This window comes from Vibrio harveyi (genome assembly GCF_030060435.1).
Classification (GTDB): Bacteria; Pseudomonadota; Gammaproteobacteria; order Enterobacterales; family Vibrionaceae; genus Vibrio; species Vibrio harveyi.
Map to the genome: position 1 here is coordinate 2,419,743 of NZ_CP125875.1, position 26,727 is coordinate 2,446,469.

Here is a 26,727-nt window from a genome sequence, read left to right on the forward strand (position 1 = left end):
CACAAAAGTCTTATCGACTCTAGGCGACCATAAGCCGCCTAGTTAAGAAATATTATTTCTTGTCGTCTTTAACTTCTTCGAACTCAGCATCAACAACATCGTCTTCTTGAGACTGTTGTGCACCAGCGTCAGCACCTTGTGCTTGTTGCGCTTGAGCTTGTTGTTGAGCGATTTCCATTAGCTTTTGAGCTGCAGTCATTAGCGCTTGAACTTTAGCGTCGATCGCTTCTTTGTCATCACCTTTACGTGCAGTTTCTAGCTCAGAGATAGCTGCTTCAATCTTCTCTTTCTCTTCTGCAGGTAGAGCTTCACCAGCTTCTTCTACTTGCTTACGAGTACCGTGAATCATTTGGTCAGCTTGGTTACGTGCAGTTGCTAGCTCTTCGAACTTTTTGTCCGCTTCTTTGTTAGCTTCTGCTTCTTGAACCATTTTCTCGATGTCGTCATCGCTTAGACCGCCAGAAGCTTGGATAGTGATCTTCTGCTCTTTACCAGTCTGCTTGTCTTTCGCTGAAACGTGTAGGATACCATCCGCATCTAGGTCGAAAGTAACTTCGATTTGTGGCATACCACGTGGTGCAGCTTGGATACCTTCTAGGTTGAATTGACCTAGAGATTTGTTGAAAGACGCTTGCTTACGCTCACCTTGAAGAACGTGGATAGTTACCGCGCTCTGGTTGTCTTCTGCTGTAGAGAAAACTTGGTTCGCTTTAGTTGGGATAGTCGTGTTTTTCTCAACTAGCTTAGTCATTACGCCGCCCATTGTCTCGATACCTAGAGATAGTGGAGTAACGTCTAGTAGAAGTACGTCTTTAACTTCACCCGCAAGTACACCACCTTGAACTGCAGCACCCATTGCTACTGCTTCATCAGGGTTTACATCGCGGCGAGCTTCTTTACCGAAGAACTCAGCAACCTTCGCTTGAACCATAGGCATACGAGTCTGACCACCAACTAGGATTACGTCAGTGATGTCGTTTACTGATAGGTCAGCATCAGCTAGAGCAACTTTTAGTGGCTCAAGAGAACGTTGTACTAGGTCTTCAACTAGAGATTCTAGTTTCGCACGAGTCACTTTGATGTTCATGTGCTTAGGACCAGTTGCATCAGCAGTAACGTAAGGTAGGTTTACGTCAGTTTGAGAAGTAGAAGAAAGCTCGATTTTCGCTTTTTCTGCTGCTTCTTTAACACGCTGCATTGCTAGTGGATCGTTCTTAAGGTTGATGCCTTGCTCTTTGTTGAACTCGTCGACTAGGTAGTTGATTAGACGGTTATCAAAGTCTTCACCACCAAGGTGAGTGTCACCGTTAGTTGCTAGAACTTCGAATGTTTTCTCGCCTTCAACTTCATCGATTTCGATGATAGAGATATCGAATGTACCACCACCAAGGTCGTATACCGCGATAGTGCGGTCGCCACCTGACTTGTCTAGACCGTATGCTAGAGCAGCCGCTGTTGGTTCGTTGATGATACGTTTAACTTCTAGACCTGCAATACGACCAGCGTCTTTAGTAGCTTGACGTTGAGCATCATTAAAGTAAGCAGGAACTGTGATAACTGCGCCAGTTACTTCCTCACCTAGGAAGTCTTCAGCAGTTTTCTTCATTTTCTTAAGTACTTCAGCAGATACTTGAGGAGCCGCCATTTTCTGGCCTTTTGCTTCTACCCATGCATCACCGTTGTCAGCCTTAACGATTTTGTAAGGCATGATTTCGATGTCACGCTGAACTTCTTCGTCTTCAAAACGACGACCAATTAGACGCTTGATTGCAAATAGCGTGTTAGTTGGGTTAGTTACTGCTTGACGTTTCGCTGGTTGACCTACTAGCGTCTCACCGTCAGTGTAAGCAATAACCGATGCAGTAGTACGTTCACCCTCTGCGTTTTCAATTACACGTGGTTTGTCGCCGTCTAGTACAGCAACACATGAGTTAGTAGTACCTAAGTCAATACCAATGATTTTACCCATCAGGCTATCTCCGAATAAATTCTATTTTGTTTTGCTATATCCCCTATGTGGGGACTTAGAATCGGGTTTCAACCCTTGCTCACAAACTAAAGTAATGTTGTTTGCTTCTCTTATGCCCAATAGATAAGGGCTGCAAATGGCTTTTCAAGGGAGAGAATGAAAAAAAACAAAAAAAAGTTGCGCAAAAGGCGAGAGACGAGCGCAACTCTGCCCCTTTCGACTTTTCAATCTCGATTCTCGTTTCTATAAAAGAAAAAGCGAGGCATATAGCCTCGCTTTTCAACTAAGAGTGTATTGCAAATTATGCGCTTGCTTGTGCAGGCTCTGCGTCTACGACTTCTTCTTTACCAATCTCGCCTTCAGACTTCGCAACAATAGTGTTTACTGCTGTATCACCAACTACGTTAGATGAAGTACAGAACATATCATTGATACGGTCTACAGCTGCAATGATTGCTAAACCTTCTGGTGGAAGACCTAGTTGGTGTAATAGAACACCTACCATCACTACGCCGCCGCCCGGAACACCACCAGCACCGATAGAAAGTAGCAAGATAGTTAGACCAAGAGTAAAGATATCAGCAGTATTGATTGGCTGACCAAACGCGTTTGCGACAAACATAGTTGCTAGTGCGATATAGATAGAAACACCAGACATGTTCATTGTTGCGCCCAGCGGTACACCGAAACCAGCAACCGACTTAGAAACCTTAAGCTTCTCAGTTAGCGTGCGCATTGTTACCGGGATAGTTGCGTTTGAACTTGCAGTTGATAGTGAGAATAGGATCTGCTCTCGAGTTGCACGTAGGAACGCTTTTGGTGAAGTGCCCGTCGCAATACCTACCGCCATTGGGTAGAAGAAGAAAATCCAGAACACTAGCATTGCAACAACAAGTGCTACGTAGCCAGCAACAGACATCAGCGTGTTTGCATCCAGTGTTGCACCTAGTTGAATCATCAGAGCAAATACACCGTAAGGTGCAAGGCTCATTACTAGACCAACCAGCTTCATCATGATTTCGTTCGCCATTTTAAACGTACGAATTGCCGGGCCGCCTCGAGAATCCAAAGCTTGAATAGCAAGACCTGTCAAAATTGCCATAAAGATGATTTGTAACATGTCGCCATTTGCAAACGCTTGTACAGGGTTGCTTGGAACGATGTTTACAACCAACGAGAAAATGTCAGGTGTTTCAGTTGTTGTTAAGTTAACAGTTTCTGAAATCGTGCCTGCCAGATTTGCATCAGCACCCGGTTGGAAAATAAGACCAACAGTCAGTGCCGCAGTAATCGCGATGATGGTGTTGATAATGTATAGAGCAAAGGTTTTACCACCAAGACGACCAAAAGCCGTGATGTCTTTTAGGTCCACGATACCGCATACGATAGATACGTAAACAAGAGGTACTACTAACAGCTTAATCAATGATACGAACATACCACCAGCGCCTTCCGCTGCGCCAAGTAAATATGTATCAAAGAGAGCAACGCCACTAAAAAGATACTGAATTGCAGTACCGATCAGAAGACCCGCAAACAAGCCGATAAAAATCTTGCTAGAAAGCGATTTATCCATCATAAATCTCCAAAATGTTGTGTTTGCTATTTATGCTTTTATAGTTACATCTGCTGGTTTTTACGGCAGACCTCGCGAATAATACACACCACAGTTACAAAATAAAGACTTTCTTTACAGGATTGTTAATAAATAACATTAAAAGTAAACCACTAGATCTACATTCATATTCAGAATTAAATTTTGATTGCGAGTGATAACAGGTACTTATAGACACACCCATTCCATAAGTAAGCAAGATAAAGAAAGGATATCCCTTATTGGAAAATTTTTTACCAATAAGAAAAAATTTGAAGGGGATCAAATTTCATTTTGCGCACATATTCAGAGAGATGAATATGTTGATAGAGATGTTTGAAACAAAAACGCCCGCTATTGAATAGCAGGCGTTTTAATATATTTATATCAATGAGTTATTTGATTACTTAGCAACCATAACCATTGCAGGACGAACAACTCGACCGTTTAGCTCATAGCCTTTTTGCATCACAAACATAACTGTGTTTGATTCGTGATCTGGGCTTTCTTGAATAGACATAGCTTGGTGGAATTCAGGGTTGAATGCTTCACCTTCTGGGTTGATCTCTTTCAAACCAAATTTCGATACTGCGTCTACAAACGTCTTGTGTGTTAGCTCAACACCTTCAAGAATTGGCTTAACCACTTCGTGCTCTGCATCTGCAGCTTGGATTGCACGCTCAAGGTTATCGATAACTGGAAGTAGTTCTTCAGCGAATTTGTTCAGAGCGTACTTACGAGCTTTATCGATTTCTTGCTCAGTACGACGACGCATGTTTTCTACTTCAGCTTTAGAGCGAAGAACCGCATCTTGCTGGTCTTTCACTTTTGTTTCGCTAGACAGTAGTGCTGCTTCTAGTTGAGCAATCTTAGCGTCTTTCTCATCACCAATTTCTTCAAGTTCTGCTTCAGCTTCTTGCGCTGCGGCTTCTACTTTCTCAGCTTCTTCGATGATTTGATCAAGCTCTTCTTCTGTAACTTTGTTTTCTTCGTTGCTCATGATATCTCCAGAATTCAACTTAATGTCCTTAAAGCCACTCACGTTTTGTGGGCTTTAACCACATAAAAATTCGCATATTTAGGTAACTTGCCATTATTATGGGGATGAAGATTCCTGATTCAAGCCTCTTTAATGCGGAAATGCTATGAAAAACCCATGTAACGTGATCGCGATTATCGGAAAACCACGAGATCAGCAGGCAATTCAAACTCATAGAGAGTTATACGAATGGCTGACATCCGAAGGTTACCAAGTATTTATCGATGATCGCCTTGCTGCAATTTTAGACGAAATCCCGCAAAGCCAGTTTGCTAGCCTCGTAGAGCTAGGTAAAAACGCCGATCTCGCTATCGTAGTTGGCGGTGATGGCAACATGCTGGGTGCCGCTCGCATTCTATCTCGTTTCGATGTTGCTGTGATTGGTGTCAACCGAGGTAACTTGGGGTTCCTGACGGATCTAAACCCCGACGACTTCAAAGAAGCATTAAAAGCCGTATTAAAAGGCGAATATATAGAAGAAGAGCGTTTCTTATTGGAAGCGGAGATCCATCGTCACGGTCAAATCAAGAGCCATAACGCGGCATTAAACGAAGCCGTGCTCCACCCAGGACAAGTGGCGCACATGATTGAGTTTGAAGTTTATATTGATGACAGCTTTGCGTTTTCGCTGCGTGCCGATGGTTTGATTGTCTCTACTCCAACAGGCTCTACGGCTTACTCCCTGTCAGGTGGTGGACCTATTTTGTCACCAAGCTTAAACGCGATTTCTTTAGTGCCAATGTTCCCGCACACATTGTCTAGCCGCCCATTAGTTGTCGATGGCAAACGTCGTATCAAACTGGTCGTGTCACCAGAAAACCGCGGTACTCAGGAAGTAAGTTGTGACGGACAAGTTTCGCTCCCCGTCTCTCCAGGTGATGAAATACACATCTACCAGAGCCCGAACGTTCTCAAACTTATCCACCCGAAAGACTATAGCTACTATCACGTACTAAGAAATAAGCTTGGATGGTCGAGCAAACTGTTTTAGCAATAAAGGTTGGTGTGAAAGCATCAACCTTTTTTCTTTGCTCATATTTCAGCTTTCTACTCTATCCCGATTAAGGCGACACAAAATAAAAACCTACTAAATCTAGATTTATAAAATTTGATCTTGTGGGCAGATTTTATACAAATCTTGGAGAGCAAATTGAATGATAGGTGTCTGGTGATATTCTTGCCATGAATAGAATATTAACTCTATTTCATACAAACTATCTCAAAGGACACACTATGAAAAAAACAATTATATTGTCCGCTCTCAGTACTTTAGCGCTTATGGGCTGCCAGTCTGAGGAGGCAAAGGTTAACAATATATCAAATGCAAAAGCCGAGGATATAACCAACACAAAACGCGCGCTCGCTCAGCAACTTAGTGAGAGCTATACCAGCATGGAGCCAATGCTACGTAGGGACATTACCGCGGAGCACACTAGCGTCCCAGTATCTTCCTTTGTTGAACAAACGCCCCAAGCTGCTTTCAGTAAACAGCTTGTACAAGCCGATAACCAGATCCGTACATGGAAAGGCATCGAGCAATACTCAGATCAGTTGCTAGAAGTCCGTCTAGCGAATGAAGAGATGCTAAATGTATGGCAAGAAGGGAAAGTCGATCCCCTATTCGCTTTCGAGCCAAGCGGTGATGACTCGCAATGGCAGTATATCGAAGCGTACGATGTATATGGTCAAATCCACCAGCTCGATGTCTATCAGCTTCCTGACGTACCAGTATTGGTTGTCGACAATAACAGCTCTGCAGAACTAAAAGCAGGTCTGCAAGCGATGCAAGCTGAGATGAAGAGCTTAGGTCAAGCCACGATGGTTCAGCCATACCTAGCGGACAAACAGCAAGTTAATTCCCCACTTCTCGCTAGCGCTGAAAGTTCGGTTCAACCAATTCAGACTACACAACTGAAGAAGATCCGTCTTTCTGATGACCAAGAACCATGGATCTCGGGTAAAGCAGAAATCTACGCCATCGTCACAGGGGTGAACCCAAGTCGCGACGAGCCGACGTTAGATTTAGTCGAGCTTCCATATTTGGATTATGACAACAAAGACTATTACCCGAATCAAATCATCATTCATTGGTCTCGTTACCGTTGGGGCGCGGCTGACATTGTATTGATGGAACAAGATGACGGTACGGATTACAAACAGTTGGCAAAACTGCTCGTTCAAGTTGCTGAAGAAGTATTAAAGGCGATTCCAGATCCAGAGGTGCAGGCGTATGCCATTATTCCTCAGATCACCAACAAGATCATTGATGCAATTCCTGATGGGGTTCTGACCAATGATGACGATTTCGTTGATGTTTACTACACCCTGATGCAAGACACATCTTACGTCGACCATCCGGGCGCGGGAGTCAATGCAGTCGTCACATTAGAACCGCTCACCATTAACCCAACTCGTCCGTAACTTGTTCAATTTAAATAGGTCGTTGCATTTTGCACGACCTATTTTTCTTCTCTTCATCACAAAAAGCCGCTTCTTTAAGAAAAAATACCGCACCTGACTTTACTGTATAAAGAAACAGTATATACTGTTTTCTTATACAGTATTGTTCAGTTATACAGGTAAATAAAAATGCTGGCTCATCTAAGTGTTAATAATTTTGCGATTGTTAAGTCTTTACAGCTCGAGCTTTCAAAGGGCATGACCACCATTACTGGTGAAACAGGTGCAGGTAAGTCTATTGCAATTGATGCGTTAGGTCTTTGTTTAGGCGGACGTGCCGATGCAGGTATGGTGCGCCAAGGCGAAGAGAAAACAGAAGTCAGCGCTGCCTTTTTACTGGATAACAATCTACACGCAACGCGTTGGCTAGAAGATAACGACCTGCTTGATGGCAGCGAGTGTATCTTGCGTCGCATCATCACCAAAGAAGGTCGCTCTAGAGCCTTCATCAACGGCAGCCCAGTCCCACTTTCACAACTCAAATCTCTTGGGCAGTTGTTGATCAACATCCATGGACAGCACGCACATCATCAATTGATGAAGAGCGAGCACCAAATGGCAATGCTTGACCAATATGCAGGACATTTAAACCTATTAAAAGGCACACGCAGTGCTTACCAGCATTGGCGTCAGGCAGACAATAACCTCAAGCAACTAAAAGAGAACAGCCAGCAAAATCAGGCACAAAAGCAGTTGCTCGAATACCAAATCAAAGAACTGAATGAGTTATCGCTAGGTGAAGAAGAATTCGCAGAGCTCGAACAAGAGCACAAACGACTGTCCAATAGCGGTGAACTTGCCGCTACCTGTCAGCAAGCCATCGAACTTATTTACGAAGGTGAAGAAGTCAATGCGCTTGGTATTTTGCAATCGGCCAATCACTCCCTAATTCAATTAGCTGAATTGGATGAGAAATTAGCAGAGCTACCAAATATGCTGGCAGAAGCAATGATCCAGCTAGAAGAAACTAAAAACGAACTTCGCAGCTACCTTGATGGCATTGATGTCGATCCGGGTCGCATGGCTTATGTCGAAGAACGCTTTTCTAAAGTGATGTCAATGGCTCGTAAACACCACGTTATGCCTGATGAGCTATATCAACACCATCAAGATCTGTTGGCTCAAATCGAAGCGCTCGATTGCTCTGATGAACGTTTGGATGAACTCGCTCAAGAAGTTGAACAAAAATATCAAAGCTTCTTGACCCAAGCGGAAAAACTGCACAAATCACGCAGTCGCTACGCAAAAGAGTTGAACAAACTGATCACACAAAGCATGCACGAATTGAGCATGGAGAAAGCGGTATTCAGCATTGAAGTGAACAACGAAAATACCCACCCATCACCGCTGGGAATGGACAGCGTCTGCTTCTTGGTTTCAACCAACCCAGGTCAGCCATTGCAACCCATCGCTAAAGTGGCATCGGGTGGTGAGCTATCACGTATCTCATTAGCCATCCAAGTGATCACCGCGCAGAAAGTAGATACTCCAAGCTTGATCTTCGATGAAGTAGACGTAGGTATCAGTGGTCCAACCGCTGCTGTTGTCGGTAAGATGCTGCGCAAACTAGGAGAGTCGACCCAAGTAATGTGTGTCACCCACTTACCTCAAGTCGCAGGTTGTGGTCATCAGCAAATGTTTGTCGCAAAACACACCAAAGGTGGTCAAACTGAAACACAAATGCGCTCACTAGATAAAGAGCAACGTGTGGCAGAATTAGCTCGTCTACTTGGTGGTAGTCAAATTACAGATTCCACATTGGCAAATGCTAAAGAACTGCTTATCGCTGCTTAAGATTATTACTGAGCCACCGCATATCAACCAGTTCAGTGGCTCTCTCCCATTTCAACTGCCCCAGTACTTTTGCTTTTCGCTAAACGAATGCGCAATGTTCCGCCAATTATTGTTCAATCTCAGCGAATAAATGCAACTCAACTCAAAATTCGTTGTCAGATTCCCTACCATACGACGCATAGCTTTTTACATCTGCGTCGAGCTTGTTTATTATCAGCGCAGTATTTTAAAGGTTACTAAGAAATTATTATGCAATTAAAGAAGTGGTTAGTTGCCGTACCATTAGCAATGACATTGCTGACAGGATGTTCGGTATTGGAAAAACTGGTTTATCGCATTGATATCAACCAAGGCAACTACGTAGAACAAAGTGCGGTTGATAAATTAAAGTTTGGGATGACTAAAGCACAGGTTCGCTACGTTCTTGGTTCACCTATGTTGGTTGAAAATGGCTACCCGAATACGTGGTACTACATTTACCACCACACTCCTGGTCACGGTGACTCAGTGCAAAAAGATCTTATCGTTCAGTTTAACGACCAAGGCACGCTGGCAGACATCACTGGTGACTACCCGAAAAGCGATGCATTTTACGAGAAGATTCAGTAAGCAACCTTTATTTTCACAGTATTCTTAAAGCCTCCTGACGGAGGCTTTTTTATTTCTGCTCAACAGAGCAAGGAAAGTTCGCCCCACAAAAAATAACACCTCCCAATTGGGAGGCGTTGTTCGTAATCAAAAGCATTATTCCTCAGCTTTTCTCAAAACATTGGGCTTACCGCCTGTCACAGGGTCTGCACTACCAGCGGCTTTTGCTTGCTCCGCTCGTTTACGACGAATCTCTTTTGGATCTGCCAATAGTGGGCGGTAAATCTCGATACGGTCCTTGTCGCGTACCGTTGCATCTAATCGCACGTTACGGCTGTAAACACCGACTTTATTCTTCTTCAAATCAATCTCAGGGTATAGCTCAAGCACACCCGACTGGCGGATAATATCTTCAACCGTTGCTTGATTGTTTACCACCAAATTGAATACACGCTGCTCTTGAGGAAGCGCATAAACCACTTCCACGTGAATCATGTCCGACTCAATACTCATAGCACTCGTACACCTGTTTCGCGCGTTTGGTAAAAGCATTCACCATGTTATTGGTTAGCTCATTAAAAATCTTGCCGAAAGCCATTTCGATCATCTTGCTTGAGAATTCAAACTCAAGCTTCAGTTCCACTTTACACGCCTGCTCATCCAAAGCAGTGAAGATCCAACCACCACGCAGTGTCTTAAATGGACCATCGACCAAATTCATCATGATCGCTTGACCCGGAATAATCTCGTTAGAGGTTGTAAATGTCTTACTGATACCTGCTTTTGCTACATCGACAGAAGCCACCATACCATCGTCCGAAGACTCAATGATTCGTGAACCTGAACAACCAGGTAGAAACTCAGGATACTTAGAAACATCATTGACCAGATCGAACATCTGCTCTGCACTAAAAGACACCAAGGCAGAACGGCTGATTTGCTTCATACACACTCCTATCGATACGCGTACATGTTTAAGGCTTGTGCCAATTCTACTTTTATTCCACGATAGCGCAAATAAAAGGATTTCCTAACCCATATCCAACCCGTATAATGAGTCCATTATGGTAAAGAAAAAATCAAAGCAAAAAGCGGGTAGCAACACTATCGCGCTGAATAAAAAAGCTCGCCACGAATACTTCATTGACGATGAAATTGAAGCAGGCTTGGAGCTACAAGGCTGGGAAGTGAAAGCACTTCGCCAAGGTAAAGCCAATATCGCTGAAAGCTACGTTTTCATGCGTGACGGAGAAGCCTTTGTCAGCGGAATGACCATCACGCCTCTTAACCAAGCTTCTACTCACGTTGTCGCAAACCCTACACGTGTGCGCAAACTATTGATGAGTCGTCGTGAACTCGACAACCTTCTTGGTCGCATCAACCGTGAAGGTATGACGCTAGCCGCATTGTCACTGTACTGGTCTCGCTCTTGGGTGAAGATCAAAATCGGTGTTGCGAAAGGTAAAAAACTTCACGACAAACGTACCGATCTGAAAGAAAAAGACTGGGCTCGTGAAAAAGCACGCGTGATGAAGAGTTCACTGCGTTAAACTTGACCACTTAGACGCATAGTACTGGACAGCTTAGGCTTTTCTGTTACTATGCCGATATTACCTCTGGGGCTGATTTAGGATTCGACGGGAATTCAGAAGTCTGAGGTGCATGCCGAGGTGCGGTAGGCCTCGTTAACAAACCGCAAAAAAATAGTCGCAAACGACGAAAACTACGCACTAGCAGCTTAATAACCTGCTCAGAGCTCTCTCGCCCTAGCTTCCGCACGTAAGACGGGGACCAACGAGGGATCAAACCCAAACGCGCTAGCCCGGATTCTCCCGCCTGAGAGATGAACGGCGAATTTTAATTCAGGATAGTCATTCATTAGCGTGTCGGTTCGCAGGTGGGTGGTGAATTTAAAGATCGACTAAGCATGTAGTACCAATGATGAAAGGTTTTCGGACGCGGGTTCAACTCCCGCCAGCTCCACCAATTCAACATCTAAAGACGTCCACGGACGTCTTTTTTTGTGCCCACAACAACCAAAAATCAATAAGTTACAGCACACTAACATCTACAGACATCTACCCACATCTTTGAGTTTTAGTAACCAATGTAGGAACCTTGATATTGTATTCCTAACTTTTGGTTCCTAACCATGCCAAGACAAACAAAACCTCTGACAGCAACCGAAGTCAAAAACGCGAAGCCCAAAGACAAAGAATATAATTTAGTAGACGGTCAAGGGTTGAAGTTAAGAGTACTTCCTAGTGGCTCAAAACAATGGCAGTTAAATTACTACCGCCCGACCAATGGTAAACGCACTAATCTGAACTTGGGAAGGTATCCAGATGTTTCTCTTGTACAAGCAAGAAAAAGCTCTATGGAAGCAAAAGAGCTGATCGCTCAAGGTATAGATCCTCAAGAAGAAAGAAAGCGCAAGCTACAAGAATACAAAGAGAACCACGTGCACACGTTCTTAAAAGTTTCTGAAGATTGGTTCGAAATCAAAAAGCACGATGTCACCCCAGATTACGCTGTCAATATTTGGAGATCATTGGAATTACACGTATTCCCACATTTGTCTGACATACCTGTAAAAGACATAACAGCACCAAAGGTTATTGAGCTTCTAAAGCCTATAGAAGCTAAAGGCAGTTTAGAGACGGTTAAACGATTATCTCAACGCCTCAACGAAATAATGAACTTTGCTACAAACTGCGGACTAATCCAAGCCAACCCTCTAACTGGTATAAAAGCTGCCTTCAAAAAACCCAAAAAAGAAAATATGGCAGCGTTAACGCCTGTTGAACTACCAGAACTTATGAATGCAATAGCTAACGCTAGTATCAAGCGCACTACACGTTGTTTGATAGAGGGGCAATTACACACTATGACTCGTCCTTCAGAAGCGTCAGGAGCACGGTGGGATGAATTAGATTTAGATAATAAGGTTTGGATCATTCCCAAAGGTAGAATGAAAAAAAGAAGAGTGCACCGCATTCCACTCACTGAGCAGATGCTAGCGCTTTTAGAAGTGATGAAACCGATCAGTGGGCACCGAGAGTTTATCTTTCCCTCAGACAGAGATCCTAAGAAGCCATGTAACAGCCAAACAGCTAATATGGCGCTAAAAAAATGGGGTTTGCAGGTAGGTTAGTGAGTCATGGGCTAAGGTCATTAGCAAGCACAACTCTTAATGAACAAGCTCTTGACCCAGACCTTATAGAGGCAGCCCTAGCCCACGTCGACGAAAATAAAATACGTGGCATCTACAACCGCACTGACTACCTAGAACGTCGCCGCTCGATGATGGCTTGGTGGAGTGAACATATCGAAAATGCAGCGAAGGGGAGTTTATCTATTACAGGGGCTAAACATCTAAAAGTCATCAACTTATCAGCCTAACACGCATCCCCAAAGAGTATACATAAAGACCTAAAGTCACTTTAGATATTTCGGTCTGAGGTTGGCTAGGAGCCAGCTATTTAGTCTATGACTTAAAAGTAAGCTATTGGGGCAAAAATATCGATGAAATTTTAGACACAATTGAGCTTTGGGCTCACCTTGGTGCTGGGCATCCTGCTTTTCAGCAATACCAATTGAGTACAGGCTCTACAGCTAATCTTTGGCTTCTCCGCGTCATAAGTTAGAGGGGGAGTCCCCCTCTAACTAACTCAATACAATTTTCGTTCTACGGACACGTAAATAGAGTTCGGACTCCTAAGTGTATCTCTGGCTGATTAGACTTAAGCAGATACTCATTAATCAACATTACCTCGTCTGCTTTTCTCTCCTCTAAAACTGCGTGTGTGAGTCCACTTCTATCTAATAGACCAGGGTAACTACCTATTGTTACAGTTTTCCCCTTATACTCTACTAAAATCGGACTCTTTGAGCTTTTACCTTCTACACACTTGTAACCATCCAGTTCAAGCAATGCACATAGCTGTGACAAGTTCATTGCCTGTTCATCGTGATTAGCTATCTCAGGGATTTCTCCATAAACAACATACCTCAATAATGAGGCTCCTAGTCTCCTATCAAGCCTATTCTGAATATGCTGGTTATGAAAGTGGTTTAGACAGTCGGTACATGATGTATCACATTCACACTCTTCTAATAAGCTAAGAGTATCTCTCAATATCTCATCCAAGTTCTTAGCTGCTATCTCTGCATAGCCCGCACCACCGGACAAAGTGTCATATAAGAATAGATCTATTAGCCTTTCCGTCCCTTGAAGAGCAGGGACAACTCTAAATCCTGAGCCAAACTCTGCCGGGTCTACATCTAGTTGGCGATGCCTACTCGCAGCCAAACGAAGAGCTTCCGCTACAGAGTGCAACGCATCTTCTAATATATGTAATGAAATTACATTCGATGTATCCGTAATCAATGGGGCTGAGATTCTAAGCCGAATAAGCAGTAAGTCTGTTTTGAAATCATGCCCCAAAAGAACACGTTTATATTCACCAGAGCATAACTTAGGAGTTCCTTTTGGTGCTAATGTCTTATAAGGGCGCTCATGTTCACCTGTCGTTTGCAAATCATCATCGAAAACTTTTGCAGCACCACAATCTACACAAACAGAGAAACCACCAAGTTCACTATCACTTTTACCCCGGTTGACTGTTACTAATCGCTGACCTTGAGCATGTGTATAGCTAGCATTAGGACCACACTCTCGAAACACGAATTCCTGCTCATTCACTGGCTGAGGAAATTGCGCCATTGTAGCAAATGTAATCTCTTGCTCTCGATCCTCTTCAGGTAAATATTTAGCATTTTCTGGTCCAAAAACTTCAGGCTGAATCATAGTCTCCTCTTGAAGGTTCCCTGAACAAACTGGACAAATTAGATGGTCAACTTCTGTTGCATGTGGATCTCTAACAAATGAACACTCTTCACAATAAACCAGCTTTTTGGCCTCTTGGAATAACGGTCTTGCTCGATTAACTTCAAAAGAAGGCATGTCTGCAAAGACACCTCCTGAACGATAAGTATACTTATCGATCACAATCAATCGACCTGGAGCATATTCACTTAGAGCTTTGGAAATATCCTGCTGAGGTCTCTGTATCGTTTTAACTTTCCAAGTTGAGGAATTCACTTTTTCTAGTGCTTCAACCAGGAAACTACTTAAACTTGTTGGAAATGCATAACTAGGCAATAAATCATGGAAGAACAAAAAGTCGAGTAGTTCTTCTTGCTCCAACTCATTTACTGCCAATGTTTCATCCGCATCTTCACTTTCAGCCTCTATTTGATTTGGAATTTCATCCGCCAAACATCTCAAAGTTTCGATAAAACGACTAGCAGTGCTAACTAGCCATTCTTCAAGGCTGAGTTTTCCTGTTTCCAGTGATACCGGAAGCCAACTGAGTATAGAGGCTCTCAAGTCGCCATCCTCAGCAAGCACCTTTCTATTTACCCACTCATCAAACGTATTGAAATCTAGTTTGTTGTCTCCAGAAGCAAAGAAAAAGTCTCTTGTTTTGCCTAGTGCCTTTTCCAATATTGAAGTTTCTTCACTTGGCCTATAAGTACCTGTATCCAAAACTTCTTGAAAGAAAGTTTGGATTAGATACGAATGAACATGCCTCATAGCAATTTTCGCATTATCTACTTTTACTTCAGGGGTTCTTGGAGGCCCTGCAACAATCTTTTCAGGATTGAGGAAATAATGGCTGTCATGAGGTCCATTTTGACAGTATGTTACTACCGTTGAAACTGAAGAGCCTCTTCGGCCAGCACGACCAGCTCTTTGTTGATAGTTCTCGCGCTGAGGTGGAACATTACGTAGTGAAACTGCAGTTAGAGAACCAATATCTACACCTACTTCCATCGTAGTTGTACAACTTAATACATCTATCGGTCTGTCATCTTCGTGGATTAAAACGTCCTGAAACCTCAGCTCATATAGCTCAGTAGTTGAGTGCACACTGCTTCTATCCCTATTTGATAACTGCGCCGTATGCTCCTCAACCGATAGATTTGATAACCTAGCTCCATGCTCAAGGGCTTCTTCAACTGGCGAGCGCCAGAAACCTTTTCTCGCTGTTATATAAGTATCACTACTAGGATCAATTCGACTAGTAGCATTACTACCACAACATAAACAAATATTCCCCTTAAAAGATAGAGGCATCAGAGATGTACAATCTGAACATTGAGTCCATACGTGAGATAAATCTATGTTTATGACAAGAGAGTTTGGTGACAGAAACCACATTTCACCATGCTTTGAAGCTAGTTGCTGCCTAAAAGTCTCCTCTAATGAATCTATAGTGTCTTCAGTCCATGCGAGCCTTTGAATTAAGCCCTCTCTCAAAGTTCTGTCAAAACATCCTCTACTCCCCCAACCAGGTTTAGAGTATCCAGCAGCTTTGTACCGGAAGTAAGAATCTATAGATGAATCAAACGCAAATGAGGTTAGTTGTGAGTCAATCCAGGCAACAGAAAGGGCTACTACATCATCGTCACTAACTCCCAAATTAAGCTTTTGAATAGCACTTTTTAGACGTCTAGACTTTGCTGCTGTCGGCTTAATAAAGCCCACGGTAGTCCCTATTAAGGAGTAATAATTGCCGCAAAGTAACTTCAGTAGTGCTACCTTGTATCTGCTAGGCGGCGGCTCAGATGGTTCAAAATTGTCTTGTAGAGCCTCATCAAGCTCTCCTTCGTAATCTCTATAAAACTCATCTCTAGCTGAGATTATTTTCGCAGCATCCCGTCCATCAAACATCGAGAGATCGTGTTCTGACAAAACAGATAAAAAGGCCAAATATAAACTATTGTTCGGGCGAGCTTCTCTCGAAGATCTTTGGAGACGAACACATGCCAATGCGATTGCTTGACGGAAAACATCCAACTCAATATCCCTAGGAATATCTCTCGCCAAACGAGCTGCCTTCTGTCTACCATCAGAAAAAATCAAAACTTTCCTGCCACCATTAGGGTGTTTAGAATCTATAACACGGCTTGCCGGTTGGTTTGACATTTGAGTGCGGACTAATGTGGTAAATGGTGCCTCGCCCTTTGTAACATGGTCCATTATCTTGTACATAGAACCATTTGATGCGTTTGTATTGCGCATACAAACTGGACACTCATCAAATGTGAGAGGTTCTCCCGCCGCAACCTTATCTGGAACACAAACTTTACGGTAACCACTAGGATCCGGAGGACAACGATCTAGCAACTTACCACTAGACACATGTAACCACATATCTTTGTGCCTACTGCGCGGGTGTGCCTTATCTTCAACTAAGATATCGACAGGCATCAAATCTACAGCACCACTTTCAACCAACGGTCCATTTGACTCATGCCATAAAAAGTTCATGTCAGAGCTAACATACCCTCGGATAAAAGCAGCGCCACAATCACGATGGGTGAACAACTCATATACTCGAGCTTTACTTTCACAAGAGCATTGCCTTAATGATTTCGTATATAGCCGCCCAAGAATAGGATCTTGCATCTTACTCAACCGCTGAGAGCAATTAGTATCTATACATGCAAATAGTCCAGGTAAGCCTCGATGAAACAGGTGTAGGCGAGTTGGGAGCAGCACTCTTCCATCAGAAGATCTTTTCGCATAACACCCCAACGCTAAGAGAGAGTCTGTTGCCTTAGAGGCGATGGGGTGATTTGCCCCCTTAAACAACTCCTGACTTAAGCTCTCTAATTGAACTGCTTTCCCTGATACTTGGCTAATTAACTCCTCTAACGGCGCATACCCTGTCAGATTGTGATATAGCCAGTCTTTAATTTTGACAAGATCTGTTTCTGGAGGCTGTTGCCAACCTAATCTCTCAGCAAGTGACTCCAAAGCAATTGATGCTCTGTTAGTATCGTTAGCAATATTTTGGAATGAGGTTAAATCGAACTCCGCTAATGCTTCTGCGTCTAAATCAGAAGTTTTTGATGTGGCCCTTCTCTCTTCTGAAGTTCCCTGGATAATCTTGAACTTGCGTTTTGAATCAATTGATAAACCAGTTAAATCACATGCAAACTGAACGCCATCCTCAATAGTCCCAAGACTAGCACTGGTCAAAATACACCGCATACGTTCTCGTGGAATTTCAAGACGAGCACACAAACGGCGAATTAACAGTGCAACCTCCGCTCCTCCTGTTCCTCGATACATATGAGCTTCATCAATTACTAAAACAAACTCGTTACTTGGGTCAGCCTTCAGCCAGTCTCGGGTCTGTTCAAATATTCCCCTTTCGATTGGGCGCATTAGCATATACTCGAGCATCGAGTAGTTTGTAATAAGTAACTCTGGGCACTCTTGTTGTATCTCATGACGCGTCATGAGCTCTCTGTCACCAGGTTGAGTGTTTAGTCTATTTTTCCAGTTTTTTCTAGTGTATTGCTTTCCTTTTCTTTTACCATTCTCATATACCCTCTCTTCAACTAAATCAGAAGCGTAAAAACCTTCTAAGTCCTTGCTCGGCCAACGACCAATTTTTTCCAACTCTCCTAACACTTCCGGCTCATGTATCACCTTGCTGTAAAAGTTCTCAAAGAGGGGTTTTATAAGTTGCTCATCTTTTTTGCCACTCCGGCTTCCTGGATAAGGAGTACGCCCTGTATAACTGCCAAATCTAATAGGTCTTGAACGTTTATTTTTCAAAATTTGTGCAGCCCTAGGATCTCCTAGCAACCTTCGTATTCTTGATAACTGATCGTTAACCAGTGCGTTCATCGGATATAGAAGCATCGCCCTACATCCTGGTAGATTAGCTGAATCAGGTCTTTCTTCGCCTTCAATTGCTAGGTTGCCAATTATCGGCATAAGGAAGCTCTCTGTCTTTCCTGAACCTGTACCTGTTGCGACAACGATATCCGTTGATTCTTCACCTAAAAAAGAATTCAGAGCTTGAGTTTGATGCTCATAAGGGCGCGGGTATAGGCCAACACCTAAATCCGCCAATTGAGTTAAAGCACTTGACGCTGCTTTAGGAATATCAAGCGCGCTGTAAACATTGCCCACCTTGTAAACCTGAGTAGCTTCAACATAAGGAGATTGCACTATAGTAGGTTCTTGCTCTAGTAAAAGATTTCTTTCCTCAACAAGTGGCTCATTGCGAATATGGTATTGTGCTTCGATGTATTGCTTTAAACTCTTTTTCAAATTGGCAACCGTATCATGTACGCCGCTTGCTCCCTTCATTTGGGATGAACTGCTCATTGATTTCTCCTTATATTTTTATACCAATGCCAACACGATTTTTAACCTATCAAACACTTCTCGAATAACTGGAACAACTTCTATTGGAAACTCAAAATACTCTGCTCTTGAGTATTCCCCGTTAAGAGCAGGCACTCTCCAGCCAAGTAGCAACACTTTTGACTCTTCAATAGGCAAAGGTCGAACCAATTGCAGTCTAATTATTTCTTTAGATACATAGCTAGCTTTCACAACAACTGGGTTATTAGACTCTGCGTCGATATAAAAGCGAAGTCTCCGAGCTTCTTGCGAAGTCAATGAAGATAGTCTATTCAAAGAGCTATTCTTGAACTCCCCTAGAAAGTAAGAGAAGTATTTTTTGGTCTTAACTCTACAAACAAAATGTCCGCTAACATCACTAGGTATAGCCGTTGATTCTACCCAACGACCATTTAAGTAAATATGGTTTTGCCCAAAGTCATGTATTGAATCACTCATGTTACCTATACATTTTTTCAACAAAGATTCAGCCCAGCTATTCAACTGTTTAAAATTGTGACCAATCCAATCACTAACCTGCCAAACCTCAACATGTTCTTCAATTTTTACATGCTCAATGAATCGAACTCTCCCTACAACTCGAACTTTGTCAGCAATTTGCGCCGGTAAAATCGGAATGGGCCCTCCACCTAACAGCACAGCTTTATCATCTCCACACTTAATTGCGTGCATTGGGGGAATCAGCCAATGTCCACCGCTAGACTTGTGCAAATCTCCAAGTTCGAACAAGCCATCTAATACTTGAGCAACACATGGGTATATACCTCTTTTACCGGGATTACCTATGTCTGCCCAAAAGACACTTAGCTTTTGTCGTGCTTTACTTGTTAAACGTACTGTCGGTATCGGTTTCCAGTTACACTCTTGTAGGCTTTTATAGGAATAAAAGTACAAAACCGCCCTTAAACATTCAGATACAATCGAGATTCTTAAGCCTTCACACTGCAAATGGCAATGTATCTTCTCGGCGAGAACTTTTAACACTTCGTTTTGAGATACCGGTGAAAGCTCCATATTTTACTCAAACCATCTCTTCATCTTCAGTTTGTAATAAATCCCGCTTAGCCAATAAGATAATATCTTCAGTCTTTGCACCTAAATACTCAGCCCACGGTAAACTCCAGAGCATCAATATAGAATACAAATCCGTATCTTCTGCCCCCCCCGGAATCCGACGCATTGTTTGATAAGCTCTAGTTACACTCCTCACCCAAAGGTTCCCACCGTGAAAATCCACATCTTGTATAATGTCATTTAATTCATCAAGACAATCGTGAACAGTCCTTTTCTGATGCTCTAACTCGACTTTTAACTCAGTATGGTTAAGTTCCCCAAATGTAAAATCAGTGCTTTTTGAACTTTTAGCCCTAACTTTCAGGTCATCCGTATTAATAACAGGCCCTAGCTCTGAAATAGAACCACCGTTAGGGAAAACAGCAGCCCCATGCCTTACTGAAGCAACAACAGGAAAATTGTTTCTTGTAGGAAGTGAAAACTGACGATGTAACACCATATCTCGTATTGGGGAACCATAAACTTCAAACGCAGATAAGTTCACCCCTTTTAGTACAAGACACCCTGCATTGCAGGAGGCTGCTTCGGCTAAGAACTGTTTTGTGTAGCTGCAATCTGTCAGCCCAACAGGCACATTCCATTCAAGTACGCACTTCCCTCCAATAGCTAAAGACACTGCCTCAGCAGTCAAATCTGATAGAGCCCCTGTAAACTGTACAACTTGTCCTAACGACAAAGCTGCTACTATCTGACGCACAATAGAATTAGCATCTCGCTTAACAAAGCCAATAGCTTGTAGATTTAAAGAAATAGCTTCACAAGCCTCAGTAACCGAGTTCAATACAGTAATTGATTCCGAGCACAACTTATTAAAAGCACTTTGATGTGAAACCATACCACCATCTTTAAAGTCATTTTTTTCTACCTGATTTTCCAGCATGGCTAGTTTTTCACTTAGTTGCTGTATTTCTTTACCGTCATCATCTTTGAGCTTTGAGAAGAATGATTCATACTTTGACTCAAGCTCATTCACAGTGCTATACAAATCACTTATAACATCACTATTATATTTTTGTGATTGGAGTTGCTTACCAATCGACGTTAGTTCCTGCTCAATTTTTGACAATGATACAGATAGATCTTTTATGTCAGCTTCCAGTTGAGATTGGCTATTTGACAAAGCGGTAAAGCTAGATTCTAGCTTATGCTCTGACTGTTCAAACTTACGCGATGCTTCACTCAAATCTAACTGAATGTCATTGAACTTTCTCTCAATTGAATCAAACTCAGACTCTGCTTCAGCATGTAATGCATCGGATTCCCTAAAACTGCTTTCTGCCTTTTTTAGTTTATCTTCGATATGTTTGAGGCGCTTTGGTAACTCTGTTACTAACTGCTCTCTCTTAATCTCGGACTTTGACTTGAATTGTGAAACTAAAAACTGAACTTCATCACTATTTTCAAATCCGCTAAACAAATAGAGCCTTTCTACATCCTCACGAGGCGCCTGAGGGGCAATATCAATGAGTTCACGGAAGAAGTTCTTTGCGTTCTGCCAACCATCACATCCGCTATCAATCTCAGGCAAGGTAGTTTCTAAGTGCTCCTTTCCCCATATTTCCCATATTTTCGCAAAGACGAACCAATCATGATTGACCTTCGATTGGGAATGATGAGTAAGGTGCATTACAAAGCGTTTTTGCTTCTCTTTGAACTCAGCTATGCTGTTACGTCGAAAACCATCAACTTTAGGAAGAGCTCTAAAAACATTTCTAAGGAGGCTTTGCGGCAGTTCTTCGATAAACTTGGTTACTTCTGCTGGACCTAGCGAAGCTATCCGTTCTTTGGCTTCTCTACTAAATTCGATAGTCATGGTAAAAATATATCTCTCGTGAATTCAAAGTGATGCCCACATGAAACAATGTCCCTTGAGAGTAAACGATAATGTGGGATTAAATCTTTTTTTGGCTTTATTTTTGCGAATGTAGATACTAAATCAATGTCATTTAAACGACTCACATTAGGCTGAAGAGATAACTGTGACATATAGCAAACTAAGCGCTGTCGCAAGGAAGCAGGCAACTCTAAATCAGAAAGATCATTTTCATTGCCATCAACAAAGTGAGAAAAATATAAGCACCCAAAGCCTCCAAAATTGAGCTCAGTTGTACAGTTTCTATCATTGAGAGCTTCTCTCAATATGTCGTTTTCTGTCTGCCCTAAGACAAATGCATTGTTATTGTGAGGCGCTTCCCCCCCATCCCCCTTAAGAACTAAACACTGCTCTTGCGAAAAGTAGGTTTTCAATCTACCTTCAACACCATTAGGTATTGATAAATAGTCAAAGTCATACCCAGTTCTGATAGCTTCACGAACTGACTCCAGACAATTTGAGCTGTGCAGTTGAAAAATGACAGGTTCTTTCTTTAGGCCTTTAAATACAATATCCACTGTGGGGAAATTGATTTCCTGTTGATTGGGTAACTCTTCAGAAAAAGACAAAAACTTATGGGTATTGGAGTTATCCCCCAAACTAAGACTTACAAAATCCGAGTTATGAGGAGTGAAAGCAAAAAACTTGTTAACACCAACTAAACTAGCAACCGAGAGGGAATCGCTTTGACTAATAGCCCTCATTTCTGTCCTAGTTGACTGCTGTACTTGAGAAAGGTTTTTCGCAACCAACAAAACATTGCTTGATTGCTCGCACTCAACCTCATCAATATTTAGTTTAAAACTATCGAACGGCCAAACCACCTCTATAGACGAATGCGGTAAAGAAACGTCTAATCCAGTAAACTCTCTCAACCAATCACGATTCTTAGTCGACAAATGTTCTGGAATTGTAACTAAAGCTAAATGCCACTCTCCTCTATGGGGCAATACATCAACATCAATTTCATCAGGAAAGGATAGAGTTGATGGCTGACTCCAAACCATTGCGAAAGTTTCACTATATCTCAACTCTTTGGCACGAGAGAATCCGTTGCGTTCATGATCGCCCACTGAGGTAAACACTGATGCTCCGTATACTCGAAGAGACTTACACTCTTTTTCAACACCGTGGACAAAATGCGGATCAGGTAGCCCTGAGAACTCTACTATTCGGTAGGGCTTACTTGTGAGTTCTGCGGTAACACTACGAGGATTGCTCATACCTCTCATATCAAGTATTTGAAATCGCCCCCCCACATCGATAGTAACCGTTGCGCTTGCTTTATTGCATCTAGGTATTGTTAGTTCGAGATACCATGCTGCATTGTTAGTGCTAGGAATAATTAGCCGCAACTCCATGCGGCTACTAGATTGTTGAGGAGAGGAAGTTCCCTGCCACTCACTATGTGAATTACCTGGGACAAAGTTTTCACACTTAGGCGAACCAAAACCACGCCAGTGAGCGAAGTATGCCTTTCTTTTGGGACCCGATCTTAGGTTTACCGGAGCTTTACACTCATGACATATATACTTACCATAACAGCTAGCACTTTCCGCAAACTCTATCTTGCCTGATAACTTATTGACTGCGTATTTCATTTGCTTGATGGCTTACTTTGGAAGTTCCTATGCGGCATTAATATCATCTTCTGTTGGTGTCCCTTTGATATTTAGTAACTCCAGAATAGACGAGGAATTCCAGTTTAGATATCTTGTATCACGATAAGAACGGGGCAGCACCCATCGCTCTAGTGCACACTCAGAAACCTCTTTCACCGATTTTAAGTTGCTGAGATCGGGAACACCTTCCCCGGTCAATAGAAGCTCCACACTGTTTTCGGCCAATTGAGACATAAATACTTCTCTCTTTATACCGTGTCGAAGCAGGTTGTCTTTGAACCCTAAGTACTTTAATGCCGCCTTTGTTGCCCTTAAGCGCCAATTTGGACCTTGACCAAACCCATACTGATCCGCGTACCTATGATCTTTTTCACGTAAGTACTCTCGTAACTCTTTAAAAAGCCATTCTGGAATATGGAAGTGTCCCCAACCACCAGTGTAACCGAGCGGTTTTAAGTAATCCTCACCCTCAAGCTTTAACCGGTTGTATACCGACGAACGTCCCATAGAGGATGAAGTTGTCACTGCCAAAAGTCTTGCACTCTTTTCTGACTGTGAGATTACTCCTGTAGAGTTTCCATACTTAGAGGCAAAATCATCATATAAATCTCGAGTTTTTAATAAACTAGCGATCAACTTACCACATAGCAGAGAGTTGTATGGTGGAACAGATCCTAAAACATAAGCGTCCATCACATTAACCAATCGTGCACTTCTATCCTTAGTATTCCAACCGATAAAATTATCCCTAACAGCCAAGTTAAATACAGGGTCTCCAATAGCAATAATGCCCATTAACTTCCCGTTTGACTCATCCCACACCAAGTATCTTAGACGCCGACCAAATCCACTTGAAACAGGGACAGACCATGTGAGTGACGCCAATCTAAACAAGTCTCCAGTCCAATTTCTTGAATCGACACGCTCTAGAACTGGTGAAATCTTATCCGGAACCACTTCTTCACCTGAAGCAAAATACTTCAATAGCCTTTCGTGCTTGCTTTTAACGAACTTCTCACTAGCTTCGAGTCTTTCGTGCCTTTGCGCTTTATGTAGAGAGCGTATGATATCTTTACTATCCCCTGGCGCTACCAAAATCCCACTCTCTGATTTAGTGAACCCCAAGGAGTGCAAGTGCTCCCGGAGCTTTCGCTTGAGATTTGCTTCTTTTAAGTTGACACTAACGACTGTATTAGACATATATGCTCTTATAATCTTGTTGCTCAGACGTATATAACACTACTATGCAACTTAACGTTCAATGACCATTTAAACAACAAAGCCATAGCAATCATAAAGTTAAACCACTCAAGCTCACCAGGCCAAACCACTGACAATAATACACTAATTTCATAATATCATTACAATGTATGTTTAAATTTCTTAGTTCTAATTCCCAATTGAGCAGTATAATATCATTGACAAAGCTTTAATGATGCAAGGAGTTGAGTTGGTGGGGGGATTTTTGGCAAACAATATAATGTAACAAAGACATTCCATCACACTATCTGATATCAAATCAGCTAAAGAGGAAAGCACTCAATCAGTACCTAGGCGATGCTGAGTACCAACTACCTCATCATCTCCGAAAAAGCTACGCAGGCACTACATACTAATGATCTCACTGACAAATTTAACCTTAACGTTAAAATCAACAGTAAGCGCTTCTTGAACTTACAGTCAAACTTCACACCACTGAAAGAAAGATAAATCTCTTTTGTTATGATACAGTTGCGCTGTATTTATCTGTAAATTGGAAGAACAACGATGTCATTTGTGAAACGTCTTGAGTTTGGTAACTACACGTTAAAGTTTGGAGAGAACAAGGTTCTTCTCGATATGTTTGACGAGATAGTTATGCCCTCATTTCTGGAGATGAAGTATGTCCGTAAGCTAGGTGACAGCAGCGAATACTTCTTTCTTGACACCGAGTTAGTTGTTCTAGACGACAACCCCCAAAAACCAACCATAGGTATAACTGGACGTATAGTTAAGAATACTAAACTAAAACGAGATCAAATATTTAAGGAAGGTGGACTTGTAGATGACAAAGATGAACTAGAGTCGGCTCCAAGTTCTGTGTTCTTACTCATCCTTAACAACCACCGACTAATCTTGACACGTGAAGTCGCTGGCGCACCGACTATACAAAACTTTCAAAGTGCCAGTCAGTATTGCCTGAACCAAGCATATAAAGACTTTATCAACCAGGAATATGATGAAGCCAGAAACGCAAAGAAACAAAACCCTCAACTAAGCAGTGTGACAAAGAAAAAGTTAAGAGAAAGTACTCCTTCGCCGCGTCTTCGTATTACCCCACTACCAGATAAAGAGTCATTAGACGATTTCATCGGTAGATTTAAAACTATCAACAAGTTAAGCATCAAGCTACTTCCTACTAACCGTGAAGAAATTGATAATGACGACTTTTGGTCAGCACTAGATCAAGGCCGAGAGGATATGGGAGAAGCCTCAACCGCCAAGGTTGACTTTACCAATAACACAGCCGGATTAAACAAAGTTCAGGTACTCGGTAAGACCTCAACTGCAACGGCTCTTGGAAATTCATCAGTTGACTTAAAAGGAACAGATGAACATGGTGACTCACTCAAGGGGAACAATGACAGTTTCAGTTTAAGCATTGAAGTAGATGAATTATCAAAAGAAGTAACTGAATCTGCAAAAACCCAATTCAAGTTATTTAACAGCCTTGCCGACTCAGGAGCGATAACTATTCCGGTGGTAGCTGATGCAGCAATATCTACTGTAAAAACTCTATTTAGGCGATTCAAATGAAATACAAATTTGATCCTAAAGACCTAACAGAAGAGAAGTCTCTCTGGGATATATACAAGAAGGCATATATAATATTCCCGAATAAGTTGCAGATTGCAATTGTACTTGCAGTCGCTACTTGCCTGGCTATTAATGCTTTTATATTAGAAAAGAATAGCACCATACTCTTAGAGAACGTAAGAGCGTGGTCCTCTATTGGGTTTAACTTCTCTATTACAACTCTGGGATTCTTAATTGCAGGGTTCACAATATTTGCGACACTGACTAAGCCAGATATGATGTTAGCAATGATGGATCACTCAAACAAGGAATATAACCTCCCCACTCTGAAGTATAACTTTTTTGTTTTTATAAAAGTTTTTATTTCATACATATTTTTTTCCGTCATGTATGTACTAATATTACTACTTGGACAGCAAGGGGGATTCCTAACCAATGTGATAGATCTTATCCCCAATCCAACCTGTATGAAGCTAGCTTTAATTAAAATAAGTTATGTGTTTATTGGTAGTAGTTTCGTACACCTTTTACTTCAACTCAAATCGTTCATATTCAATATCTACATGATAGTAATGAACATGCTCCGTTGGGAACATAGAGAACATAATGCCAACAAGTGAGCACCTGCTCAATTACTTTTCCGGAGGGGTGATGCTAAGAAAATCAATCTCTCCGGAGCAGTT

General features: G+C 42.2%; 17 protein-coding genes, 1 other RNA gene and 1 pseudogene. 9 read left to right on the forward strand and 10 right to left on the reverse strand.

Going from position 1 to position 26,727, the window contains the following annotated elements:
* Positions 1 to 52: 52 nt before the first annotated feature.
* The 3 genes from dnaK to grpE form a co-directional block, all read right to left on the reverse strand.
* Positions 53 to 1,969, reverse strand: a complete 1,917-nt coding sequence (dnaK, locus tag QMY49_RS11540; protein WP_005447648.1) for a molecular chaperone DnaK — start codon at positions 1,967 to 1,969, stop codon at positions 53 to 55.
* Positions 1,970 to 2,270: 301 nt separating this feature from the next.
* Complete coding sequence (locus QMY49_RS11545; protein ID WP_005447650.1) at positions 2,271 to 3,545, reverse strand: dicarboxylate/amino acid:cation symporter; 1,275 nt, start codon at positions 3,543 to 3,545, stop codon at positions 2,271 to 2,273.
* 421 nt (positions 3,546 to 3,966) lie between these two features.
* Entirely contained in the window at positions 3,967 to 4,563 is a 597-nt protein-coding gene (gene grpE / locus QMY49_RS11550) for a nucleotide exchange factor GrpE (protein ID WP_005447652.1), read from the reverse strand.
* A 145-nt stretch (positions 4,564 to 4,708) separates the two neighbouring features.
* Between grpE and nadK the strand changes: the two genes are divergently transcribed.
* The 4 genes from nadK to bamE all read left to right on the forward strand — a co-directional run bounded on the left by nadK (position 4,709) and on the right by bamE (position 9,465).
* The gene (gene nadK / locus QMY49_RS11555; protein ID WP_005447653.1) at positions 4,709 to 5,593 is read left to right on the forward strand and encodes an NAD(+) kinase; all 885 of its coding nucleotides are present in this window, start codon (positions 4,709 to 4,711) and stop codon (positions 5,591 to 5,593) included.
* Positions 5,594 to 5,835: 242 nt separating this feature from the next.
* Entirely contained in the window at positions 5,836 to 7,023 is a 1,188-nt protein-coding gene (locus QMY49_RS11560) for a DUF3103 domain-containing protein (protein WP_005447654.1), read from the forward strand.
* 168 nt (positions 7,024 to 7,191) lie between these two features.
* The gene (recN, locus tag QMY49_RS11565; RefSeq protein ID WP_005447655.1) at positions 7,192 to 8,856 is read left to right on the forward strand and encodes a DNA repair protein RecN; all 1,665 of its coding nucleotides are present in this window, start codon (positions 7,192 to 7,194) and stop codon (positions 8,854 to 8,856) included.
* 249 nt (positions 8,857 to 9,105) lie between these two features.
* Positions 9,106 to 9,465: an outer membrane protein assembly factor BamE gene (gene bamE / locus QMY49_RS11570; RefSeq protein ID WP_005447656.1), complete on the forward strand. Its 360-nt coding sequence runs from the start codon at positions 9,106 to 9,108 to the stop codon at positions 9,463 to 9,465.
* A 135-nt stretch (positions 9,466 to 9,600) separates the two neighbouring features.
* Here the strand turns inward: bamE and QMY49_RS11575 are convergent, their stop codons facing one another.
* Both QMY49_RS11575 and QMY49_RS11580 read right to left on the reverse strand, forming a co-directional pair.
* Positions 9,601 to 9,957, reverse strand: coding sequence for an RnfH family protein (locus QMY49_RS11575; RefSeq protein WP_283311581.1), 357 nt, complete (start codon positions 9,955 to 9,957; stop codon positions 9,601 to 9,603).
* Entirely contained in the window at positions 9,947 to 10,390 is a 444-nt protein-coding gene (locus QMY49_RS11580) for an SRPBCC family protein (protein ID WP_005447659.1), read from the reverse strand. The genes QMY49_RS11575 and QMY49_RS11580 overlap by 11 nt, the downstream gene beginning before the upstream one ends.
* Before the next feature lie 118 nt (positions 10,391 to 10,508).
* Here QMY49_RS11580 and smpB point away from each other — a divergent pair, with 118 nt between their 5' ends.
* From smpB to QMY49_RS11595, 3 genes and pseudogenes are all read left to right on the forward strand, one after another.
* A complete protein-coding gene (smpB, locus tag QMY49_RS11585; RefSeq protein WP_005440253.1) occupies positions 10,509 to 10,994 on the forward strand; it encodes an SsrA-binding protein SmpB in 486 nt (161 codons plus the stop codon).
* Between the two features lie 68 nt (positions 10,995 to 11,062).
* Positions 11,063 to 11,430: a transfer-messenger RNA gene (ssrA, locus tag QMY49_RS11590) on the forward strand.
* A 166-nt stretch (positions 11,431 to 11,596) separates the two neighbouring features.
* Positions 11,597 to 12,846 (forward strand): annotated as a pseudogene (locus QMY49_RS11595) (integrase domain-containing protein).
* A gap of 286 nt (positions 12,847 to 13,132) precedes the next feature.
* Here the strand turns inward: QMY49_RS11595 and QMY49_RS11600 are convergent.
* The 5 genes from QMY49_RS11600 to QMY49_RS11620 are packed head-to-tail and all read right to left on the reverse strand — an operon-like array spanning position 13,133 to position 24,448.
* The gene (locus QMY49_RS11600; RefSeq protein WP_283311584.1) at positions 13,133 to 18,640 is read right to left on the reverse strand and encodes a DEAD/DEAH box helicase; all 5,508 of its coding nucleotides are present in this window, start codon (positions 18,638 to 18,640) and stop codon (positions 13,133 to 13,135) included.
* Between the two features lie 18 nt (positions 18,641 to 18,658).
* Positions 18,659 to 19,693 (reverse strand): hypothetical protein, encoded by a 1,035-nt coding sequence (locus QMY49_RS11605; RefSeq protein WP_283311587.1) that lies wholly within the window; start codon positions 19,691 to 19,693, stop codon positions 18,659 to 18,661.
* Between the two features lie 7 nt (positions 19,694 to 19,700).
* A complete protein-coding gene (locus QMY49_RS11610; RefSeq protein ID WP_283311590.1) occupies positions 19,701 to 21,566 on the reverse strand; it encodes a hypothetical protein in 1,866 nt (621 codons plus the stop codon).
* Positions 21,563 to 23,227, reverse strand: a complete 1,665-nt coding sequence (locus QMY49_RS11615; RefSeq protein ID WP_283311592.1) for a competence protein CoiA family protein — start codon at positions 23,225 to 23,227, stop codon at positions 21,563 to 21,565. The genes QMY49_RS11610 and QMY49_RS11615 overlap by 4 nt, the downstream gene beginning before the upstream one ends.
* Before the next feature lie 27 nt (positions 23,228 to 23,254).
* Complete coding sequence (locus tag QMY49_RS11620) at positions 23,255 to 24,448, reverse strand: Druantia anti-phage system protein DruA (RefSeq protein ID WP_283311594.1); 1,194 nt, start codon at positions 24,446 to 24,448, stop codon at positions 23,255 to 23,257.
* 567 nt (positions 24,449 to 25,015) lie between these two features.
* Between QMY49_RS11620 and QMY49_RS11625 the strand changes: the two genes are divergently transcribed.
* The gene (locus tag QMY49_RS11625; protein WP_283311596.1) at positions 25,016 to 26,044 is read left to right on the forward strand and encodes a hypothetical protein; all 1,029 of its coding nucleotides are present in this window, start codon (positions 25,016 to 25,018) and stop codon (positions 26,042 to 26,044) included.
* Positions 26,041 to 26,664, forward strand: a complete 624-nt coding sequence (locus QMY49_RS11630; RefSeq protein ID WP_283311598.1) for a hypothetical protein — start codon at positions 26,041 to 26,043, stop codon at positions 26,662 to 26,664. The genes QMY49_RS11625 and QMY49_RS11630 overlap by 4 nt, the downstream gene beginning before the upstream one ends.
* The last annotated feature ends 63 nt before the right edge of the window (positions 26,665 to 26,727 follow it).

Bases quoted from the DNA above. Each gene is read 5' to 3' on its own strand.
- QMY49_RS11580 (WP_005447659.1), bottom strand. From the start codon at position 10,390: ATGAAGCAAATCAGCCGTTCTGCCTTGGTGTCTTTTAGTGCAGAGCAG.
- QMY49_RS11560 (WP_005447654.1), top strand. From the start codon at position 5,836: ATGAAAAAAACAATTATATTGTCCGCTCTCAGTACTTTAGCGCTTATG.
- QMY49_RS11610 (WP_283311590.1), bottom strand. From the start codon at position 21,566: ATGACTATCGAATTTAGTAGAGAAGCCAAAGAACGGATAGCTTCGCTA.
- QMY49_RS11615 (WP_283311592.1), bottom strand. From the start codon at position 23,227: ATGAAATACGCAGTCAATAAGTTATCAGGCAAGATAGAGTTTGCGGAA.
- QMY49_RS11545 (WP_005447650.1), bottom strand. From the start codon at position 3,545: ATGGATAAATCGCTTTCTAGCAAGATTTTTATCGGCTTGTTTGCGGGT.
- QMY49_RS11600 (WP_283311584.1), bottom strand. From the start codon at position 18,640: ATGAGCAGTTCATCCCAAATGAAGGGAGCAAGCGGCGTACATGATACG.
- QMY49_RS11605 (WP_283311587.1), bottom strand. From the start codon at position 19,693: ATGGAGCTTTCACCGGTATCTCAAAACGAAGTGTTAAAAGTTCTCGCC.
- QMY49_RS11630 (WP_283311598.1), top strand. From the start codon at position 26,041: ATGAAATACAAATTTGATCCTAAAGACCTAACAGAAGAGAAGTCTCTC.
- grpE (WP_005447652.1), bottom strand. From the start codon at position 4,563: ATGAGCAACGAAGAAAACAAAGTTACAGAAGAAGAGCTTGATCAAATC.
- QMY49_RS11620 (WP_283311594.1), bottom strand. From the start codon at position 24,448: ATGTCTAATACAGTCGTTAGTGTCAACTTAAAAGAAGCAAATCTCAAG.
- dnaK (WP_005447648.1), bottom strand. From the start codon at position 1,969: ATGGGTAAAATCATTGGTATTGACTTAGGTACTACTAACTCATGTGTT.
- nadK (WP_005447653.1), top strand. From the start codon at position 4,709: ATGAAAAACCCATGTAACGTGATCGCGATTATCGGAAAACCACGAGAT.
- QMY49_RS11575 (WP_283311581.1), bottom strand. From the start codon at position 9,957: ATGAGTATTGAGTCGGACATGATTCACGTGGAAGTGGTTTATGCGCTT.
- bamE (WP_005447656.1), top strand. From the start codon at position 9,106: ATGCAATTAAAGAAGTGGTTAGTTGCCGTACCATTAGCAATGACATTG.
- recN (WP_005447655.1), top strand. From the start codon at position 7,192: ATGCTGGCTCATCTAAGTGTTAATAATTTTGCGATTGTTAAGTCTTTA.
- QMY49_RS11625 (WP_283311596.1), top strand. From the start codon at position 25,016: ATGTCATTTGTGAAACGTCTTGAGTTTGGTAACTACACGTTAAAGTTT.
- smpB (WP_005440253.1), top strand. From the start codon at position 10,509: ATGGTAAAGAAAAAATCAAAGCAAAAAGCGGGTAGCAACACTATCGCG.